The sequence below is a fragment of the Cyanobacteriota bacterium genome (assembly GCA_027618255.1).
Taxonomy (GTDB): domain Bacteria; phylum Cyanobacteriota; class Vampirovibrionia; order LMEP-6097; family LMEP-6097; genus JABHOV01.
Window position 1 is genome coordinate 34,587 of record JAQCFG010000004.1, and the last position, 21,449, is coordinate 56,035.

The window sequence follows — 21,449 nt, forward strand, 5'->3', positions numbered from 1 at the left end:
AATAAATGTCCATTACCCACCAACTAAGCCTCTTGCTTAGCTGCTTTGCCTTGTCATCAAGCCTGGTTCAAGCTGCTTCACTACGAAGCTTCTCAAAACCAATTACTAAGCCAGTCAAACAAGTCAAAGCAAAACCAAGACGCCAAATAGAGAAAACTATTCACACAGCAAAAGCCACACTCGGCTCAGCAATATTGGTCGAACTGCCTTCTTATAAATCATTGACAAGAAAATTCACTAATGCTGAATTAGAATTCAGAGATCAAAAAGCACTCTCACTCTTATTAGAGGCTGCTATTCGCAAAGATCCTGAGCTTGTTAAAGCTCAAAAAGATAGTCAAAACTCATTTCGCTCTCGGACCAAAGAAATAGCAAATGACTATCTCAATGAACGTAGAAACCAAATTAAAATTGACTACCTGGAATTTGCAAACTACTATCAAGAGCGCTACCAACTTGATAACAAAACCCGCAAACTCAGTATCAGAGCCGCAGAGAGACTCCAGCTCGAATGCGGGCAAGAAGCAGTCTCGCAAACTGAACTATTAATCAAAGGAGGCAGGTAATGAGGCTACTGCTAATTCTATTGATACTCAACCTAAATCAAGTGCAAGCAACTAGTATTCCACTTAAGGTCGGTTACGGCAGATTCAGCCTCATTGATTTTGGTTCACTCATTAGCTCAGAACCTTTGCTTGTTGATAAAACCAAAGCCAGAGTTTATACAATCTCTGGGCTTGATGACGATGAAGCTAAAAGCATAATTGCAATTCAAGGACTCAGTAGAACAGGAGAGACCGATCTTACAGTAGACACCCAAGCAGGAATTTACCAAATTCAGCTCAGCCTAAATGACAATCAAGGAGAGGATCTTATGCTTGGCAAACAAAGCCGCTGCAAGATCATAGCCAAGCAATTCAAGCTTGCCAAATCAAGATCCACTATCGTTAAACTAAATTCTCATATCAATCAATATATACTTGCAGCAAACCCAGAGCTTGTAACTTATAACAATATCAAAGACTACTACGAGCCTGACTTCCTCAAGGTTTTTGCCTTAGTCAGCAAAGATCAAACAGGTACAACCGACATCGTCGTACCAAGCAGGACCGGAGTATATAAATTCAGCATAGAAATAACAGGAGAAAACAATGATCATAATTCTTTTATTGATTTTAGTTCAGTCAGCAGCCTTCGCTTATAATGACAGCGGATCTTTACTTGAACAACAACTAAAACCAGTCATCATCAATCCAATGACAGACACCAGTGTACAAACAGGTCGCAGCTATAATCAACACCCACAAGCAAGAGTACTGGCTCCCAAGATCAAGGGCTATCCTTTCTTGGACCAATTAGAATTTTTAATTTATCCAGGAAGAGATTTCAAACTAGAGAACCCAGGTAAACGGCTCGAGAGACTAGAAACTGCTATCTTTGGTGACAAACAAAAGGGACCAATTCCGGTGAGGCTAAGCCACTTGCAAGATGAAATCACCAGCTGGCAAATAGCTAACGCTCAAGCTATGGAGATTGTTAACTCGGATAAAAAGCAAGCACATGTATATGAGGAGAAGGGAGTGAAGAATAGGGATTCCCGCGAGACATCAATAAGCCATAGATCAAACATACAACAATCTCCTCGCTATTCCCTTGCTCCTCCTCCCTACTTCTCCCCGGCTCCGCTCCCAGTCAAGCACACAAGTGCTCGTAAACTCGACTATGACTATATGAACTACCGTATGACCACACCTTTGATTCAAAACATCGCCAAGAAAACCATCGATCTAATTTTCTAAAGGAGAAAACAATGTTGACAATACTACTGATACTCACAAGCCTGATCAACCCCGTCTGGGCTAATAATACAATCGTCATCAAACGCAAACAAGCTAAGAACAAAGCATTACTTGATTACAAATTTGTTTTTATGCAAGAACAAACTGCTTTCAAAGCAAGCCCCCAAACAGAAAAACGCCGTTCTCAGATAAGCTATCCTGCAACCACCAAGCTAACAGAAGCTTTTACTCACCCCCAGAAACTCACTCCAGAAATCATAGTTCACAAACAGCACACAAAAACAATACCCAGCAAAGCAGTGAATATCTATAATGAAGATAACTGGAATGACTTTGCTATCGAAAGCAATCTTGATGAACACTTAGGGGTACAAGCATGGATCATCAAGGAATAATAAGTATGTTCTAACTATTCACAAGACAGTCTTTAAATCTTTCTTCTTGTGTTTTAATCTGTTCTTTCATTGAGCCATCACACTTGTGTACTTTAAGGAAGTTCGCTGTACTTCTTGCCGCAATTGGAATACCACCAGTAATAACAATAGTTTCACCCTTCTCTATATAACCATCGCCAATCAGCCTATCTTCAATATTCATAATGGTTTGAGTTGTTCTATGAACTCTATCAAAATAGATAGGAGTCACTCCCCAAATAATCGAAAGGTAACGATAGGTATGCTCATAAGTAGTAGCTGCAATTAAATTAGCCTTGGGTCTCAATTTTGAAATACGTTGAATACTTCTACCAGAACAAGAAAACGCCACTATGTTTTTAATATGAGCAATCTTGGCAAAATTGTTAATCGACTGAGCGATTGCAATATAGTTTACTTCATCCTCAGTATAATCACCGTCGTGAATATCTCTTTGAGCAACTTGAATATCACCGCCAGTTTCAACTTCAAGAGCGACCTTGCGCATATAGTTGACAGCTTCAACAGGATAAGCTCCAGCAGCAGTTTCCCCAGAAAGCATCACGGCATCTGTACCATCAAGAATGGCATTGGCAACATCACTCACTTCAGCTCTAGTAGGAAACGGACTATTGATCATCGATTCCATCATTTGAGTTGCAGTAATCACAAACTTGCCACGAAGATTGGCATCACGAATAATTTTTTTCTGTAACAAAGGCACTTTCTCAGGCTCTAATTCAACCCCTAGATCTCCTCTAGCAACCATAACTCCATCTACTTCTTGAAGAATTTCATCAAGGTGTTCCATCGCCTGAGGTTTTTCAATCTTGGCAATCAGTTTGATTGGACATGCTGGCTTCTGAGCATTAACTAATTGTTTCAGCTCAATAATATCTGCCGCTTGTCTAACAAAAGACAATGCGATAAAATCAGCACCTACTTTAACGGCTTCTACAATATCTGCTCTATCTTTAGCAGTGATGGCAACAAGCCCCAATTGTTTGGACTCAGGTAAATTAACACCCTTGTTAGACTTCAGTATTCCGCCTACCATCACTCTAGTGATCACATCACTATCTTGAATAGAAACAACTTCTAATCTCAAAAGACCATCATCCAAAAGGATTCTCTGTCCTGGAGTCACTTCAGTAGGCAATTCTGGGTAGTTACGAATAAAAACTTTGCGAGGGTTAGCCTTATAATCAGCTGCCGACTCATCGACAGTCAATACGATAGTTTCATTAATAGAAATTTCAATTCCACCCTCAGGTAAAGTTCCAGTTCTAATTTTGGGACCTTGTAAGTCAACCAAAATTCCGATTGGTCTTTTGTATTCAATAGAAAGACGTCTAATAAGTTCGATTCTGTCTTTGCGATCTTGCCAATCTCCATGTGAGCAATTGATTCGAGCAACGCTCATACCTGCTTCGATCATATTGCGAATAGTAGCTTCATTGTCACTAGATGGTCCCAGTGTCGCTACAATTTTGGTAAGTGAGTTCTTCTTTGATGTTGTCATATATTTATCTCTGCGCTAAAACCCCTAGAATTGTGGCACGTCTTGCACCCGTTGAACTAGTAAGGTTATTCGGTATCTTATGATAACAGGTAAATGCTAGCAAGGAGAACAATATAGCTTCTTTGTATTGACAATTAATATTAAATTCACGATGAGACAAGAATTCTACGTCTGGATTCAATTGCTTAAGGTTTTCCATGATGAATTTATTACGCATCCCTCCGCCAGAAATATATACCTTCTTTAAATTATATTTTTGCAGCTCATTACTAATGGTCTTAGCAGTAAAGTAAGTCACAGTTGCCAAGATATTGTCTTTGTTACCAAGATCAAGAAATTTATCAGCATACTTCTCATCAAATAATTCACGCCCCGTAGATTTTGGGGCAGACTGATCAAAGTACGCTGTTTTAGAAATTAATTTATCAACAAAACTAACATCAACTTTACCAGTTGCTGCAATCTTGCCATCCTTATCAAAATCCATATGGAATAATTTTCTACTGAGTAAATCAATTAAGGTATTCGCCGGACCCGTATCATAAGCAATGGTATCTTGTCCAACCTGCATCACCGTAATATTGGCGATACCACCAAGATTGAGTGTCGCCCTTGACTCAGTCTGGCAGCGAATTACAATATGATCAAGATAGCTTGTTAAAGGTGCGCCGCAACCACCAGCTGCAATATCAGCAGACCTAAAATCAGCAGCAGTACTGATACCAGTAAGTTCGGCAACGATACTAGGATTACCCAATTGAAAGGTGCTCTTCTCACCATGAAAAATAGTTTGTCCATGCATGCCAATCAATTCTATTTTTTCAGTGATATCTTTTTGAAACTCTCGAACCAAAGCTGCAATAAACTGACTATAAAGGAAATTGAGATTAGAAATCTCTTCAAGGCTGCCTCTTTGCTTACCAATTAAGATCTCAACATCATGTTTTACCTGTGGATCAAATTGATAACTCTGTTCTTTGACAATACGATAGTTCTTGAGATCATTCAAATCCCAATCAACTAAGCTAAAGTCCACTCCATCGACGGAGGTACCTGTATTTACACCAAGAACGAGCATGCAAAAGATATTATAGCTTGCAAAGCAAGCCATAATATCGGCTTGTGTTCACTATCGTTCTCTGCTTGCGGCAGCAAAGCTGCCTGTTTGTGGTCGCTAACGCTCCTTGCAGCACAAGGCATTATGCTATTATTTTTGCCACTATTGAAAAATCAGTTGCTGACTTTTTAGATGCAGTAGATAAAATATTAAACCTCAGAACTGAACTAATAGATGCTGAAGTCAGCGCAGAAGATCCATATCTCAAAAAATTACTAAATGTATCAGGTCCAGTATTAGCCTTCATTAGTCAATTACACTATAGCCTCTTTCAAGAAAATAATCAAATCGAAGACCCTTTTATCCAAACTATAACAGCTTTGATAAAAAGAGTACAAGACCTTGGCACAAGGCTTTGGCCTCATGATGGGCAACCTACATAAATTTTCAAATCCTAGCAGCGAGTAAAACGAGCACAAACAGCCTACTTTAGTAGGCGCATGCAGGAGCTGCAGGCTCCACAAACAGGCAGCTTTGCTGCCATAAGTTACTAGGCAATTTCAAGGAAATTACTTAGTAATTTATGTCCATACTCACTCAAAATAGACTCTGGATGATATTGCACTCCAATCAAACTTGGATAATCTCTATGACTTAAAGCCATAACAATCCCATCAACCTCTGCTTCTAAAACAAGCTGTGGAGCAGCATCTAAACTAGCTCTATCAACCACAAGAGAGTGATAACGAGTCGCAATAAAGGTCTCTGGTATATCTTTAAAAATGGCATGAGTGCCCATATGAGTTATTTCACTAGTCTTGCCGTGCATTAATTCTGGAGCATGCACTACTTTAGCTCCATGCAGCTCGCCCATCGCTTGCATGCCAAGGCAAACTCCCAAAATAGGAATCTTACCCTTGAACTCACGGATAATCTCAAGACTAATTCCTGAGTCTTTAGGCTTGCCTGGACCAGGAGAAATAAGTATATGACTTGGCTTCACCTTTGCTACTTCATTAACAACTTGATCGATAGGATACTCATCGTTACGCCAAACGATAGTCTCAGCACCAAGCTCAGCGAAGTACTGGACGAGGTTGTAGACGAAGGAATCGTAGTTGTCGATCACTAGGACTTTTGGCATGAGACGATTGTAGCAGGTTCTACTTCACTGTGATCCTAACGTCCTTCACTTCGTTCAGTTCTCAGGATGACAGCCCGACTAACGACAATTTAGAGATGCGGTATTTGTTTGATTTAACAAGGCTTGCGAAGCCCCGCAGGGGCGTGTTCTCATGTGTTTACACACATGAGAACTCGCGTAACGATGTTAAATCACAAAAGACCCAGCTCTAAATTATGCGGTGGCTTTTTGTTTGCCAGTCTTAATCTCTTCAGCCACATTAGCAGGAACTTCTTCGTAAGCCAAGAACTCCATAGTAAATGTACCTTGACCTTTAGTTTTGTTACGAATATCAGTAGCATAACCAAACATATTTGCAAGAGGCACTACAGTAGCAACTTGTGAAAGTCCTTTGTCTGTTTCCATCTTATCAATACGTCCACGTCTTGCAGAGATATCACCGATAACATCACCCATAAATTCTTCAGGTACTTCAATATCTACTTTCATTACAGGCTCAAGAATTGCAGGACTTGCTTTTGCAACACCCTCTTTAAGCGCCATAGATCCAGCGATACCAAATGCCATCTCGTTCGAGTCAACATCATGGTAAGAACCATGCTTAAGCGTTGCTTGTACACCAAGTACTTCGTAACCAGCCAATACCCCACCTGCCATAGCTTCTTTGATACCTTTCTCAACAGCTGGAATATATTCTTTTGGAATAATACCACCAACAATCTTGTTGATAAATACAAGTGGAGGATGCTCTTCGCCATCTTCTTTCTTACCAATTGGAGCTGGTTCAAAATCAATAACAACGTGACCATATTGACCACGACCACCAGACTGCTTAGCATATTTCATATCAACAGTAGCAGGTTTGCGGATACTCTCTCTATAAGCTACTTGCGGCTTACCAACAGTAGCGTCTACTTGGAATTCACGCTTGAGTCTATCTACAAGAATTTCCAAGTGAAGCTCACCCATACCAGAAATAATTGTTTGACCAGTTTCGTGATCTACTTTCACTCTGAAGGTAGGATCCTCTTCAGCCAACTTGTGAAGCGCTGAAGATAGTTTCTCTTGGTCTACTTTAGTAGCTGGCTCAATAGCAACTGAAATAACCGGCTCAGGGATGTGAAGTGACTCAAGAATAACTTGATTCTTCTCATCACAGATAGTATCTCCAGTAGTTGTATCTTTAAAACCAACAACCGCACAAATATCACCAGCACGAATATCTTCAATCTCTTGTCTATCATCAGACTGAAGCTTGATCAAACGTGACACACGTTCTTTGCCGCGTCTGCTTGCGTTATAAACGTAAGAACCAGAATTGATTACACCAGAATACATTCTAATAAAAGTAAGACGTCCAACAAACGGGTCAGTCATTACTTTAAATGCAAGAGCAGCCATTGGTTTATTGTCATCACATTCACGAGTAACTTCATTATCGTTCAGATCCAAACCTTTAATAGCTTCTACTTCAAGAGGATTAGGTAAATAATCAATAACAGCGTCAAGTAATTTTTGAACACCTTTATTTTTAAAAGCTGAACCACAAAGAACAGGAATCACTTGCAATTTAGCAACTGCATTATGAAGTCCTGTTTTAAGTTCTTCAACAGTAAACGCCTCTTCACCTTCTTCCAGATATTTATTCATCATCGCATCATCGTTTTCTGCAATTGACTCAATTAATTCTGTTCTCAATACTGCACACTCATCAGCAATATCAGCAGGGAAACCATCTGTTATTTCAATATCAGATCCAACATCATCTTTATGGACATATGTTTTTTTCTCAAGCAAATCTGCAATACCTTTGAATTGATCTTCAGAACCAATAGGATACTGTAGTGGTCTGGCATTCACACGAACCTCTTTCTGTAGTTGTTTAACAACTCTAAAGAAATCAGCACCTTGTCTATCCATTTTGTTTACAAAAACGAGACGTGGAACTTTATATCTATCAGCTTGTCTCCAAACTGTTTTAGTTTGGGGTTGAACACCACCAACTGAACACAAACAAATAATCACACCATCAAGCACACGCATAGAACGTTCAACTTCAATCGTAAAGTCAACGTGACCCGGAGTATCAATTAGATTAATAAATTTGCCTTTCCATTCTGTTGAAATTGCCGCTGCAGTAATCGTAATACCACGCTCTTTCTCTTGTTCCATCCAGTCAGTAACTGATGTACCTTCATGAACTTCACCAATTTTGTGAATCTTGCCCGAGAAGAATAAAACTCTCTCAGTTGTAGTAGTTTTACCAGCATCAATGTGCGCAGCAATCCCAATATTTCTATAATCTTCGTACTTAATTTTACGTGCCATTTTATTATCCTTTAGATCTAACGTTTATTCCAGCGCGCAGAGCGCTAGATGACGTCTATATCTATATATTCTAGGTCTTTATGGAAGCGAGAAACAATAAGTCATATACATATTAATGTTTTATTCTGATTGTCTTCCTCCAGACCCTGGTATCTGTCGCTCAATCTACGTATCGACTTGTCTTTGCACGTGTTGATCTTCTAGACAAGCAAGTATCATCTGTACTTGCTGAGCTAATTAAGCCCCGAAAAGTGACTTAATCCAAGCCCAAGTTCGTCCTAATATACCCGTCTGGCTAGTCGGGCGAATTTGAATTGGCACAGGCTGTTCTTGATGTGGAACCAATCCAGCAGACAGTCTCAGCATATCAACAGCCATATTTTCAAGTCCTTCAGAGCCATGCAAAGCATGCGAGAAGAGATGAAGTTCAGGATTTATAACCAACAACGGCCTCATAAATGCTTCCCTCATTGATTTCAATCTATCCAAACTATCGATAACATGATTTCCAGCAATTGCCAATAGTTTCATCTGCTGGATTTCACTCTTGTATGTTCTTGCAATCAGTTCACCTTGCCTAGCAAACAAATTCAGTATCAACATATGCGTAAATTTGTCGACACCGCCATAATCAGCACTAGCAAAATCAACTACTTGTTTATTAGTAGGAATCACAAATTCTGCAGTTGCCTTTCCTGATTCAAAAGCCTTGTAGAGTTTACTTGCCTTGATATCTTCTACTGTAATATGAGCGTCTAGTTTATATTTTTCAGCTGCATCATTATAGTAAATCGCAAGTCTTTGTAAATAGTCATCTCGTTCTTTGGGCTGATTAATTTTTGAATAGAGCGTATTATACAAAATCGCAATCTCTCGACGAACTCCCTTGAGCCTTGCAAAGTCCGTTACGGCTTCTTGTCCACCAGCAAAACACTGCTCAACTTCAACCGGCTTATTGTCACCTTCTAATCTATCAAGTGGTCCAACAAGAAAGTCAGGGAGAGATTGGTAACCAAGTTCATCATTCACGACTTCATTAAAACGAACTGCTCTTGGATTATAATTGCGCCCGATACCAAATCCAAATCCAGTGCCATTAATGAAACCACCAACACTAGCAATCTTGTCTTCTTGAATCATCTGCTGAATTCGTTTATCGTGCACTGAGCACAAGGCTCCTAGCATTGTGCGCACAGAATCATTGCAAATATGGACAGTCAGATCTTTACCTGCACCAAGTGTATAAGGCATTGATGGAGGGTTAAAAGAATCAATAAAGACAAGCCGTCGATCTGGACTTCTCTGGTGTAATTCTTGCGGCAGATCAATTAAATGATTAGAGCTTGGATGCAGCGGGGTCTTGCCATCAATATCCGTTAAATCAACATTAGCAACAGCATACAAACCTGGACTAAGATTTGGGATTTTAGCTTGAATAATAGCTTCAGCTTTCTCGGGATCTTCTTGCACAGCAAAACCAGGGAAATTGAAGTTGGCAATCTCAAGTCCCTTCGTTGACAGCGTCTGAAAAATATCTAAAATAATTTTGACTGTGTCACATTGATTAGCACCAGTCAGTTCAATTTGATGTAATTTGATATTGTCTTTATCACTTGCATCTTTATCCCGAGGACAAGAGGCAATGGCAACTCTAGATCGAGAACAGCCGACCAAACTTGTAAAACTAATCCTGTCTTTGGCAGAAAGCTCCCTAATACCCAGTAAGTTCTCGGCCTCTTTGTACGTAGTAGCTGCACTTGATGATGAGGTGGCAATCATTGAATAGTAAAACCTATTAGGTTGTCAGAATAATCCAATCAAGTGTTATGCGCATGCCTTGCTCTTGAATTCTCCGACAAGCTCCCGGATCCAATGAAATCCTATCATTCTCAGAACCTAATGTTTATGGGTAAAAACCCCTGAACTGGCAAATTTAGTTATTCTCTTCAGTAAACATTCCTGTTGGAGATTTTAATTTAGCTTGAAGTTGAAATTCGCTATATTTTGCATTCGACTCGTCTTCATAATCGCGAGTACCAATAATCAAAGCATCATGGAAGTAATGCGAATTATTATTGAGGTTGATTGATAAATCTGAAACATCCTCGGTTGATCTTGCTTTACCAAGAAGCAAAATTTTGCTTTTGCTTGCGTTCACTCTCTCATACCACATTTCAGCTGGTGTTAAATCACTAAGGTCTTCAAGAATCGTTGCCCAGGGAGTTCTACGTTTGGTGATCCCCATATAAAAATCTTGCTCAGCATTCAATTCAGCCTGTTCTTGTTCGAGTCTTTTGTAAGTAGTGATTTGTTTACGATAGCTACTTGATTTTCTTTCTAGTACTGCAAGTTTGCCTTTCTCGCGAAGAGTGCCCGCTTGAGTAAACACCGTCAAGAAAACCAGAATTACAACTGCAAGAGCAGAACCAAGATAAGTTAAATTACGCGGAGTCAATGCCAGTGATGGTTTCGGCAACTTTGTAATATTGGCAATATTGAGTTGCTCGGGAGCTTTATGCAAATTACGTGATAAATATTTAACTGGATCGGCAAAAATTGCATGAGGGTAACTCAAAGCAAAGCCAAGAGATTCATCTCTCATCTTCGGTCCAAAGAGATAAACCATAGAAAGACTTAAATCATCAACGTGATCAAAATATTCAACAATAAATCTATTGACGTCACCGATTTGATTTCCAGTATTAGGAATATAAGCAAGAGCTAATGGGTTGTCTTTACCCCAAATAACTATCTCAGTTCGATCATCACCAAGCCAAGCTGTAGCACGAAGTTCATTGTGGCGCTCAGCACCAAGTAAAGTGAAACTCGGTACTATCATTGCAATATTGCGCTCAAGTGCTTTTGCAAGTTGTGCAACTTTGGCATATGCTTCTGCCTTTGGAGCAAGTACAATATAATCGCAAAGCTCTTGATCAGCTTCTACTCTTCCAGTAACATCTAGCCTACGAATACCAAATCTCTTACCAATGAGTTTATGATTCAACTCAAGACCAAGAAAAACCAACTTCTCTTTGTCAGAAACATTGTCAGGCAAAGTAACTATTTGATAATTAATACAAGTAATAGGCAAACTGATAATCAAGTCAGAACTAATAAATCCCTTAGAACTTATTTCTGATTTAAGGTGCTCAACTGCATCGTCTGTATTATTCCAAAAATATTCGCAACTGATATCAGAACTAAACTCAATGCCGCGACATTGCATAGTTATATATTCTTCACTGAAGTCTAGTATTAGGTTATCTTTGCTCATATCAGAAACGAGTTTCCAAAATCATCATAGCAGCAATAAATGCAAAAGCCAATGCACCTCCTAATGGGGTGTATTTCGATGTGAGCTTAACTGAATCCTTGGAGAAAAACGATTTTATCTTACCGAGGATCACTTGAAACAAAGCAATATAGCAAGCCACAATAAAAACCATCAGCGCAATTACCGGCCCCAAGGCTAAAGCCATCAAAGCAAGAAAACTAGCATCGCCTCCACCAAAAACAGTCAAAGTCTGTTCATCTGTTTCTTCTGCGCCCTGATTTGCAAAAACATAATCGATACAAATTTCATTAACCAAATAAGACAAGCCGAGTGCAAGATTGAACCAGAAAAAGATAGTTAGTGGATATTTATAAGCCAAAAATAATTCAATCGCTGTCAAAATCAAATAGAGCCAAGTCACATACTTAGCCAAAAATTCATTCCTAAAACAAATTCCAGAACTTGCAATATGTAGAGCTTTCTCTTTAAAATAAAATAAATTAGCAGTATGAGTCAAAGCATCAATCACCAAAATACTTAAGCCATAATAACCAATCCCAGTTGCTAATTCCCCCAATGCATCTGGTAGTTTGGTATAGGCTGGAACCGAATCATAAAAAGGGCTAGAGAATAGTGAAATATACAAAACCACAAAAATAGTTCCAGTATAAGTAAGGGCATGGGGTAAGCGATGATGCTTGACATCAATAAAACCAAGTGCAACAGCAATGGTAATTAAAATCAAAGTGAAAAAATATTCTTGCAGACTTGCAACATGCTCAAGCATAAAAATACCGAGCATCCCAACTATTGCTTCAACAATGGGATAAGTAATTGGAATGATTGTTTTGCATTGGCTACAAGCACCCTTGAGAAAAACATAACTTACTAGTGGAATGTTCTCATACCAAAGAAGTTGATGACCGCAACTTGGGCAGTATGAGCGTGGCGTGAGTATCGAATGGCCAAGTGGCACTCTATAAATCAAAACATTGGCAAAACTACCAAAGAAAAAAGCTATAATTGCTAACGCAGGGCTAAAACTTTGGACCAAATTCAACATCATGTCAAAAACAATTTTACTACAGCCTACCTTGGCTTAGGGTCTAATCTTGGCGATAGAGCAGATCATCTTAATAGAGCAATCGAATTACTTGATAATCACACTGCTATTTCAGTAATTGCTCAGTCCAGTCATTACGACAACCCCGCAATTGAGGGTGCTGGTCCTCAAGACTTCCTTAATTCAGTTATCGAAATCCAAACTAGTCTCAATCCAATTCAATTACTTGATTTTGTATTAGACCTTGAAATTCATATTGACCCAGATCGCAATTCAAGAGGTCGCAAATTATCGCGCCAACTTGATATCGATATTCTTCGCTTTGGTGATCTTGAGATGGACGAAGAGAGATTGATATTGCCGCATCCAAGAATGCAGGAGCGTGATTTTGTGATGAAGCCGCTGAATGAGCTTTTGGATCTGTCAGCCTCGCAAGGTGGTGCAAGATGAACAAAGTTGTAGATCAAGCTAAAGCAAGCCTTGCAGCCAACCCTCGCTACTGCATCCGCAAGATGTATCTTAGTGACGTAGACAGAGTTACAGAACTTGACCCAATTGTATTTGGTGAGATGCATTGGACCCGCAATATTTTTACGAATGAGCTAGCTAACCCTAATGCAGTTTACTTTGTGGCTTCCAGACTTGATGAAGCAGGTGAAGACACTAGTGAGGTCTTAGGTTACGGCGGCGCCTGGCACGTGCTCGACGAGATGCACATCATGACTCTTGGCACTGATCCAGATTATCGCCGTAACAAAATCGCTGAATCAATTATCATCGCACTTATTGCTGATGCCATAGCTGCCAAAATCAAATCTATTAGTCTTGAGGTTAGGTTAAGTAACGCCGCTGCCCAAAAGCTCTACGCTCGTTATGATTTTCAGCAACAAGGGATTAGAAAGAATTATTACGAGAGCGATGGTGAATCAGCTCTTATACTTTGGACCTCTGATATTCAAACTGATGAGTTTCAACAGAACTACCTTGAGCAACTTGAGCGCCTTTCTTTGCCGCAAACATCCTGAATTGCAGCCATTCCAATCGCTTCAGGTCATTATCGACATTGCTATGATCCTCTCTAGACCTAAAACTATTTTCAACTTCATACTTGAATTGATGGTACTTAGCTGGATCAAAAAGTGTAAAATATAAATTCAAAGCAGCAATACTATCTAATAAAATATACTTGCTATTAATTTTTTCCAATCTTTCTCTTTTGAGAGTGATCTCATGAGTCTTAGTTGCTTTGTATTCTTGAATAGCCTTTCCTAAACTAAAATCAAAGGTATCACAAAGATTAGAAGCAAGATCTACTAATTCACCATCACTAGTCCTCGCAATTAAAACAGTTTTAATATCTCTAGATTCATCAGCAGAAATTATAGATTCTGCTTGAAATAGGTCAACTAAAAGACTCAGCTCCTCACGTAAATCTTTAGCAGCAAAAGTCTCAAGATGTTTTCTCAATCCAATAACCTTGTCTTTAAGTAAAGCCAAATCAGCTAGGTCCGGAGCTTGATGAAGCTCATGAATCGGAGCTGCTGGCTTAGTGGTCTCTGCCCTAGGCGTTTCCTCTGCAGCAAGACTTACTCCAAGCCCAAGACTCAAAGCAAATGCAGTTAAGGGTTTGATGGACATTTAGTTAAGCTCAGCCTTGCTGGCAACACTCAGCTCATCTTGCTTATTACGATCCTTGGCAATAACTCTATCAAGTGCACTTTGCCTTGCACCTCGTTGTCCTTGGTAATTACTCGCACCATGTTTTTTCTTACCGTAAGGATTAGCAACAAACAAATTCTTAGCAAAAATCATTTGTGCAATTGCTTTGCCAGATTGTAAGACCAAAGGTGTCTTGCCTTGATTAGTTAATTCAACAACCGCCTCACCCTGAAAACCGCTATCAAACAAACCAGCAGACTCAACATAGAGTCCAAGCCTTGCCCAAGAGCTTTTGCCTTGCAGCACTCCATGAATATAACTAGGAAAATAAAAATACTCCTCAGTAGTTGCAAGTACAAACTCACCAGGATTAAGCATAATAAAATCCGCTTCAAAAGTTTCAAAACTTCCATCTGCCATTTGCCTAGCAAAGTCTCTAGCCATATGCACATCAAGACTATTAGGCTGGACAGCTTCCTTGCGATAATTATCAATGCGCAATAAACCGAGTGTCATATACAAACGAATTTGCCAATCCACTAAATTACCAGGCGCATAAAAAATCATGTGCAATAAATAAAGAGTAAATAAAATCAAACCAGGAAGAACCATTGATTATTATTTTACCGAGTTAATGCCCTCCAGTCTATTAAAAATCAATAATCAAACCCCACCCCGGGTATCACAAAAACCCCATACCTGGAATCACTAGTAAATACAAGGAGAACCTCAGCTTGCACATAATATCTTAAATCTAGTTATGCTCTAACCAGCTGCCAGCAACTCTTGAGTAATCACATCAGAACCAAGTAAATTGCGCAACTCATCGGCCTTGGAGCTCTTAGCAATAATATCCTCAATTCTAACAAGTCCTTGTTTATAAAGATCAGCAAGTGAAGATTCTAGTGTTTGCATACCTTCCTTACGGCCAGTTTGAATTGCAGAATATATTTGTGAAGTCTTGCCTTCACGAATCAAGTTGGAAATAGCAGGAGTCACAGTCATGATCTCCATAGCCATGCATCTACCGCTACCATCTTTCTTTGGAAGTAGAGTTTGAGACAGCACAGCCTTGAGTGAGCCACTTAATTGAATTCTAATTTGTGCTTGTTGCTCATGCGGGAAAACATCAACCAATCTATCAATAGTTGTAGCAGCGGAGCTAGTGTGCAAAGTACCAAAAACCAAGTGTCCTGTTTCAGCTGCAGTAACTGCCAGTGAAATAGTTTCAAGGTCACGCATCTCACCAATCAAGATCACATCAGGATCCTCACGTAGAGCTGATTTGAGAGCAGCACTAAAGCTATAAGTATCTGCTCCAACCTCTCTTTGGTTAATCAGACTTTTCTTGGATTTGTGAACAAACTCAATTGGATCTTCAATAGTTAGTATATGCTCAGCTCTGTGAGTATTAATCCAATCCATAATTGCAGCTAATGTAGTTGACTTACCAGAACCAGTTGGTCCAGTAACCAAAACTAAACCTCTTGGCAATTTGGCGACATCCTTAGTGGTAGCCGGCAAACCCAACTGCTCAAGTGAAGGAATATTCTCAGTAATAATTCTGAAAGCTGCAGCATAGCCAAGCCTATCTTTATAAACATTGATCCTGAATCTACCCATGCCATCGATACCATGAGAAAGATCAAGCTCATTAGTTTCATCAAGTGTCTTGGCTTGTTTTTCAGTAAGAAAGCTATAGCAAACTTTTTTGACTTGCTCTTTATCAAAAATAGCAAAATCGGTTCTCTGCAAAACACCATTGATTCTAAGCATCGGCGGTTCACCAGCAGAAATATGTAAATCACTAGCCCCTGTATCTAAAACTAACTGTAGAAATTTCTTGATCATATATCTATTTTATACCCGCTTCACAACTTTTGAACACCTTATAACCTGTATCCATCAAAGGCGCAGTATTTTTATTAGCAGCTTGTAGGAGTAAATACTTACCACGATATTTTGAAACCATATACCAATGTTGATTATCCTTCAGTAGCAACTGACATAAAGAAGAACCATTAATATCTCTACCGATCGTATTATGATCCGCAAAAGCAGAAATTAGAGTTTCTTGCGGCATTCCATTCCACTGAAAAAAAGTACTAGTCAAACTATTACCATCTTTGTCAACACAAATTGCACTAGTAATATCAGGATGCAAATTCTCTAATAAAGCTCTTTCAATACTACCAAGTTTGGTTTCTTCTTTATTATTGCTTTGTTCATAATCCTCTAGATAGAGTTCGTAAAGCGAGCCCGTACTGGATGCTACTTCAACTTGAGCCTCTGGTCCATGGCGATTAAGCTCCAAGCCAAAAGCCAGTGAGGCAACGAGATTCAAAACAATAATCCCAAGTATATTCACAGAGACAGAACTAGGTAGTCCCAGACTAGCTTCATTAAAAGCAAAAAGTTTGTGATTAATATCAAAAGGTACAAAACTCAAAACTGCAAAACTTGTACCAATAAAAGATAGATAGTAAACTCCAACCTTGGTAATCTTGCGCATACTTGACTTAGGCATGGTTGCAAGAAGAAACAAAAATATTAAACTAACTTCACCAAGTACTAAACTAATTAGTGGAATGGCTTTCGTCCATTGCAACAAAAATGGCATTGGTGCTGTAAACAAAACCGTGAGCAAAAGAGCCTGAGCTAAGAAACCAAACCTTACTTCTTTATTACGCAGCATGTTCATATCTTAACACCGAAGCCTGATTTTGGCACAATACTCACAATGATGTATTAACAACTAAGCCCTAAAAGCAACACCCAATTCAGCTTCAAGCTTGTTCTTCAATTTTGCAATCTCCTGATCAATCACTTCGCCACTCAATGTTTCAGTCTCTGACTGAAACTTCAGTCTAAAAGTAGAACTCTTCGAAATTACATCTTCGTCTGTTCTTCGATAAAGACTCAATAATTTAATAGCTTTAAGGTTAGTTAATTTAGATCGTTCAATCATGGACAAAATCACTTCGCAATTAGTCTCATCATCACTGTCAACAGTTATATCTCTTTCTGTAATTGGAGTTGAAGCAATAGGCTTAAACTTAACTTGTACCAATTTGGGGTGATCCATTTCTAAGACATAAGTCTCATCAGGCAAATCCCACTCAGCAGCAAGACTCGGATGCAATTTTGCAATCAGTCCGATACAACGATTATCCTGAAACACTGTTGCAGATATTCCCGGGTGTACAAATGATCCTAGCTCTAAATCTTCAACCGGACCAATCGCTTGAAACTTCGCTCTTGGATAAAGATTCTCAATTATAGTCTTGAAATAAAAGAAGTTCTCAGCCAAAGTCTTAGACTTGCTTTGAGTCCAATCGGCTTCAGTCTTAACCATAATGGCTCCGACTTTATTTTCTTCCCGAGCATCACAGTCACTTGTCGTAGCGGCATCACCGACAAAATGGTAGATCTTGCCAAGCTCGAATAATTTAATATCTATGGTTTTGTCATAAGCATAATTGCGACTTGCTGCTTGAATCAAAGCAGGCAACATCGATTGTCTCAAAACACGATGCTCACGCGACAATGGATTATCCATCGCTATTGAGTTACCACGATTGACTTGAGTGAGTTTGGCAGGGATTGCATCCAAATCCGTCAAACTATCACCAATCAAGCTACTCAAGCAGGCTTCAGCAAAACCAGAAGCGACAAAAGCCTGGCGTAATCTCGCCATTATTTTTTGTTTTTGATCTTGCTCTTGCAGCGCAGAAACACTTGATGCAGGTTTTTGAGCCGGAATATTACTAAAGCCGTAGAGTCTACCCAATTCTTCAATCAGGTCTGCTTCTCTTGTTATATCCATTTGCCTAAAACTAGGAATAGCAAATTTGAGTTTGGAGTCTGAACCACCTTGAAATTTAAGACCGAGCCTAGCAAGTAAATCAATTACCTGTTTAGATTCAATCTCAATTCCAAGATGTCGCTTAATTTCTGTAATTCTCAAAGTCACTGACTGCTCCAATATCTTCTCAGAACCAGCAACTAAAATCTCTCCGATCTTCAACTTGGCTCCCGCTGGAGATGCTAATTCTTTCAATAGATCTACGGCTCTAAGCAAAGCCGTCTTGCTCATCTCTTTATCAACACCACGCTCAAACCTGCGCTTAGACTCTGATTCAATACCAGCAGCTCTTGAGCTTTTGCGCACTGTCGCTGGATCAAAGACAGCAACTTCAATCACAATATCTCTAGTCGTATCACTAATAGAAGAGTCCATACCACCCATGACACCAGCAAGAGAACTTGGTCCCTTGGCATCTGCGATCACTAAATTAATTTCACTTAGCTCCTCTTCGTTCTCATCGAGAGTCAATATCTTCTCGCCTGCTTGAGCGCGCCTTACTGTCAAACTATCTCCAACGATCTTGGCTCTATCATAGAAATGCATTGGTTGACCGAGCTCAAGCAAAACATAGTTACTAATATCAACTACATTATTAATTGAGTTGATGCCCATTGCATTAATACGATCTTGCAACCATTGTGGCGATTCTTTGATCTCGATACCTTCAATAGCGATAGTATAAAAAAGCTGACAATCCTTGGTGTCGGTGATTTCTGGCTTGATTGATTTTACTGAAGTGTCAAATTGATTTTTACCAAGCCTAGTAGTTTTCAAGTCTTTTTTAAAGATGGCTGCTATCTCACGCGCCTGTCCGTAGACAGAGAGAGCATCACCGCGATTGCTTCTTGCGCCAACATCAAGCACATAGTCTTGTTTTTGGTTTAATACTTTGGCGATCGGCGTAGCTATCTTCTCGCTAGTATCTAGGATATAAATTCCATCGCCTTGTTTTTTTTTGATCTTGGTAACAGTAGCCTCAGAAAGTCCTAGCTCATCAGGCGAGCAAAGCATACCCAGACTCTCAACTCCTCTGATCTTGGATTTTTTAATTTGAAACTCAGTCCCGTCATGTCTATTGATGACCTTGGAGCCAACCGTAGCTACTGGCACCAATTGCCCAACAGCAATATTAGACGCGCCGCAAACTATTTGCAGGATATTTTCTGTTCCGTCTTCATTAAAACCAACATGTGTTTGAGTAATTTGTAATTTATCCGCTTCTGGATGCTTAATAATTTCCTTGATTTGCCCAAGAACCACATCATCAGCAAGTGCATTACCAGTAGTCTCAATTCCTTCAACCTCAAAAGCTGACATGGTAAGCTCCTCGGCTAATTTCTCTAAGCTAATATCGCTCAAATCAACAAAATCGTTTAACCAGTTGTAAGAAAGTTTCATTGGCAATATTCTAGCAAAAATACCGTACAATATAAGGATTGAGCAATAAACAAGACAAGAGCAATCATTATCAAGAAGCAATTGAGTTAATTAAGGCTCTAGCCAATATCAACTCGCATTCTTATAACTTAGACGGCATCGCCCAGGTCTCCAATAGAATCCAAGCTGAGTATCAAAAACGATTTAAAAATATAAAAATCGAGGAGATCGAGCTTCCTAATCAAATCAGTGTCGATAACAAAGGTCAAGAACTCAAAATCCCACTTGGCAAAGCTCTCAGTATCAAACGAATTAATGCCAATGCCGGCGCAAAACCAATTTTGCTGATGGGGCATATGGACACGGTCTATCCTGTTGATTCCAAGTTCCAGACTTGTACTGAAATCCAGAGCCTATCCGAAAAGCTTCCAGATGCAAGGCTTGCGAAGAGTGGGGAGGCTGAGTTGACTGAGCCGGAATTGTTTAGGGGTAACTACATACGCAAAAGTGAACAAGTTGGAACTGATGCCCCCGGAGACGAGCACGAGCGTAACGCAGCAGGTGGGACTTTGCGGACAGGCTCTATTTTAAACGGGCCTGGGGTGGCTGACTTAAAAGGCGGTTTGGTAGTAATGATGCAAGCACTTGAGTTGTTTGAAGCAAGCGCAGATGCTGGCAAAATAGCTTGGCAAGTATTCTTGAACTCAGACGAAGAGATTGGTTCACCAGGTTCGCAAACTCTATTTCCCGAGCTGGCAAAAAACAATGAGCTTGGTTTGATTTATGAACCAGGACTTGAAGACGGATCTATAGCCTATCGCCGCAAAGGCGCGGGCAACTTCACTCTCATTGCTCATGGTAAAGCAGCTCATGTCGGCAGAGCCTTCAACGAGGGAGCAAGTGCTATTCTTGCAATTTCTGATTTTATTCAAGCAGCCAATAAGCTCAACTCTGAATCCATCATCATCAACTTTGGCAAAATAGAGGGTGGAGGACCTCTAAACGTAGTCCCTGAGCTGGCGAGCCTTGGCATCAATATTAGAATCGAAAACAACGAAGACATGATCATAGTTGAGAATCAGTTAAATAAAATCATCGACAAAATCAACCAAACAGAAAATATCAAACTAGAACTGCACGGTAAATTCAACCGCAAACCCAAAATCCCCAACGCCAAGCTCGAAGCGCTTTATGATTTAATAGCCAGTTGTGCCAAAGAACTTAATATCTCCATTTCTAAAAAAGACACTGGCGGCTGCTGTGACGGTAATAATCTCTTTGAACATGGATTAGTCAATATCGACACTCTTGGAGTGCGAGGCGGCAAGATCCACTCAGCAGAGGAGTTTGTTTGTTTAGATTCTATTGAGGAGAGAGTTAGTTTGAGTCTTGCAATACTCAAAAAACTGTCATCCTGAACAAATAGCTTCACAAAACAATTCCAGGACTCAATTTCTCTGGCAATGTAAGCTCACCTACCTCCATTGAAGAAACTGGATAAGCGCAATAATCAGCAGCATAGTAAGCGCTCGGTCTATGGTTTCCACTTAAACCTATACCCCCAAAAGGCGCAGCACTAGTGGCTCCTGTGATTTGCGTATTCCAATTACAAAGTCCCGCTCTGATTCGATGACGGAAGTCATCATAGAGCTCTTGGCTGTCGCTAATTAAACCAGAGCTAAGTCCATATTCTGTGTCATTGGCTTTCTCAATGGCTTCATCCCAGGTTTTGACTCTGTAGACTTTCAACAGCGGTCCAAAATTTTCTTCATCTGCCACTATTAGCCCTGTACAATCAACGATCCCTGGACTAACAAAAGCTCCGCCAATATGTTTCATTTCTAGCAAAACCTTTGCACCCTTGGTCGCTAAAGATCTTTGCGCTTGAAGTAATTTACTAGCTTGCGCCTCGCTAATCACCGGACCCATGAAATTACTTTCGTCA

The 21,449-nt window shown here is 39.8% G+C and carries 21 protein-coding genes; 8 read left to right on the plus strand and 13 right to left on the minus strand.

Translation table 11 applies throughout. The features are described 5' to 3' along the window. Window positions 1-5 precede the first annotated feature (5 nt). From O3C63_01065 to O3C63_01080, 4 genes are read left to right on the plus strand one after another with little or no spacing between them, the layout of a single operon-like run. Window positions 6-566, plus strand: coding sequence for a hypothetical protein (locus O3C63_01065; protein ID MDA0771511.1), 561 nt, complete (start codon window positions 6-8; stop codon window positions 564-566). 20 nt (window positions 567-586) lie between these two features. After that, window positions 587-1,204 (plus strand): hypothetical protein, encoded by a 618-nt coding sequence (locus O3C63_01070; protein ID MDA0771512.1) that lies wholly within the window; start codon window positions 587-589, stop codon window positions 1,202-1,204. Continuing rightward, window positions 1,152-1,799, plus strand: coding sequence for a hypothetical protein (locus tag O3C63_01075; protein MDA0771513.1), 648 nt, complete (start codon window positions 1,152-1,154; stop codon window positions 1,797-1,799). Before O3C63_01070 ends, O3C63_01075 begins: the two co-directional genes overlap by 53 nt. Window positions 1,800-1,810: 11 nt before the next feature. Continuing rightward, entirely contained in the window at window positions 1,811-2,194 is a 384-nt protein-coding gene (locus O3C63_01080) for a hypothetical protein (GenBank protein ID MDA0771514.1), read from the plus strand. A 10-nt stretch (window positions 2,195-2,204) separates the two neighbouring features. Here O3C63_01080 and pyk read toward each other — a convergent pair whose 3' ends face one another. Then, on the minus strand, window positions 2,205-3,734 hold the full coding sequence (pyk, locus tag O3C63_01085; GenBank protein MDA0771515.1) for a pyruvate kinase: 1,530 nt from the start codon (window positions 3,732-3,734) through the stop codon (window positions 2,205-2,207). Window positions 3,735-3,738: 4 nt separating this feature from the next. Further along, window positions 3,739-4,812, minus strand: a complete 1,074-nt coding sequence (locus O3C63_01090; GenBank protein MDA0771516.1) for an anhydro-N-acetylmuramic acid kinase — start codon at window positions 4,810-4,812, stop codon at window positions 3,739-3,741. Window positions 4,813-4,901: 89 nt separating this feature from the next. On the opposite strand from O3C63_01090, the gene O3C63_01095 reads away from it, so the two are divergent. Next, window positions 4,902-5,234, plus strand: coding sequence for a hypothetical protein (locus O3C63_01095; protein ID MDA0771517.1), 333 nt, complete (start codon window positions 4,902-4,904; stop codon window positions 5,232-5,234). A gap of 107 nt (window positions 5,235-5,341) precedes the next feature. Here the strand turns inward: O3C63_01095 and O3C63_01100 are convergent, their stop codons facing one another. From O3C63_01100 to O3C63_01120, 5 genes are all read right to left on the minus strand, one after another. Next, the gene (locus O3C63_01100) at window positions 5,342-5,935 is read right to left on the minus strand and encodes an aminodeoxychorismate/anthranilate synthase component II (GenBank protein ID MDA0771518.1); all 594 of its coding nucleotides are present in this window, start codon (window positions 5,933-5,935) and stop codon (window positions 5,342-5,344) included. 213 nt (window positions 5,936-6,148) lie between these two features. Continuing rightward, window positions 6,149-8,263, minus strand: a complete 2,115-nt coding sequence (gene fusA, locus O3C63_01105) for an elongation factor G (protein MDA0771519.1) — start codon at window positions 8,261-8,263, stop codon at window positions 6,149-6,151. Window positions 8,264-8,500: 237 nt separating this feature from the next. Next, complete coding sequence (locus tag O3C63_01110) at window positions 8,501-10,042, minus strand: hypothetical protein (protein ID MDA0771520.1); 1,542 nt, start codon at window positions 10,040-10,042, stop codon at window positions 8,501-8,503. A gap of 154 nt (window positions 10,043-10,196) precedes the next feature. Beyond that, a complete protein-coding gene (locus O3C63_01115) occupies window positions 10,197-11,537 on the minus strand; it encodes a PilN domain-containing protein (GenBank protein ID MDA0771521.1) in 1,341 nt (446 codons plus the stop codon). 1 nt (window position 11,538) lies between these two features. After that, window positions 11,539-12,603, minus strand: a complete 1,065-nt coding sequence (locus tag O3C63_01120) for a prepilin peptidase (protein MDA0771522.1) — start codon at window positions 12,601-12,603, stop codon at window positions 11,539-11,541. Here O3C63_01120 and folK point away from each other — a divergent pair. Continuing rightward, window positions 12,583-13,050 carry a 2-amino-4-hydroxy-6-hydroxymethyldihydropteridine diphosphokinase gene (gene folK / locus O3C63_01125; protein ID MDA0771523.1) on the plus strand — a complete coding sequence of 156 codons (468 nt, stop codon included), beginning with the start codon at window positions 12,583-12,585 and terminating at the stop codon, window positions 13,048-13,050. The genes O3C63_01120 and folK overlap by 21 nt on opposite strands. Continuing rightward, a complete protein-coding gene (rimI, locus tag O3C63_01130; GenBank protein ID MDA0771524.1) occupies window positions 13,047-13,625 on the plus strand; it encodes a ribosomal protein S18-alanine N-acetyltransferase in 579 nt (192 codons plus the stop codon). Before folK ends, rimI begins: the two co-directional genes overlap by 4 nt. On the opposite strand, the gene O3C63_01135 is transcribed toward rimI, so the two are convergent. From O3C63_01135 to pheT, 5 genes are all read right to left on the minus strand, one after another. Then, window positions 13,534-14,238, minus strand: a complete 705-nt coding sequence (locus O3C63_01135; protein ID MDA0771525.1) for a hypothetical protein — start codon at window positions 14,236-14,238, stop codon at window positions 13,534-13,536. The two genes, rimI and O3C63_01135, sit on opposite strands and share 92 nt — an antisense overlap. Next, on the minus strand, window positions 14,239-14,871 hold the full coding sequence (gene dcd, locus O3C63_01140) for a dCTP deaminase (protein MDA0771526.1): 633 nt from the start codon (window positions 14,869-14,871) through the stop codon (window positions 14,239-14,241). A gap of 153 nt (window positions 14,872-15,024) precedes the next feature. After that, entirely contained in the window at window positions 15,025-16,110 is a 1,086-nt protein-coding gene (locus tag O3C63_01145; protein ID MDA0771527.1) for a type IV pilus twitching motility protein PilT, read from the minus strand. A 4-nt stretch (window positions 16,111-16,114) separates the two neighbouring features. Continuing rightward, entirely contained in the window at window positions 16,115-16,954 is an 840-nt protein-coding gene (locus tag O3C63_01150; protein ID MDA0771528.1) for a hypothetical protein, read from the minus strand. A 60-nt stretch (window positions 16,955-17,014) separates the two neighbouring features. Further along, window positions 17,015-19,525, minus strand: a complete 2,511-nt coding sequence (gene pheT / locus O3C63_01155; protein ID MDA0771529.1) for a phenylalanine--tRNA ligase subunit beta — start codon at window positions 19,523-19,525, stop codon at window positions 17,015-17,017. Between the two features lie 38 nt (window positions 19,526-19,563). On the opposite strand from pheT, the gene O3C63_01160 reads away from it, so the two are divergent. Next, window positions 19,564-20,922 carry a hydrolase gene (locus O3C63_01160; GenBank protein MDA0771530.1) on the plus strand — a complete coding sequence of 453 codons (1,359 nt, stop codon included), beginning with the start codon at window positions 19,564-19,566 and terminating at the stop codon, window positions 20,920-20,922. A gap of 10 nt (window positions 20,923-20,932) precedes the next feature. On the opposite strand, the gene O3C63_01165 is transcribed toward O3C63_01160, so the two are convergent. Continuing rightward, window positions 20,933-21,449, minus strand: a 517-nt coding sequence (locus O3C63_01165; protein ID MDA0771531.1) for an aldehyde dehydrogenase family protein, incomplete at its 5' end; no start/stop codon positions are given.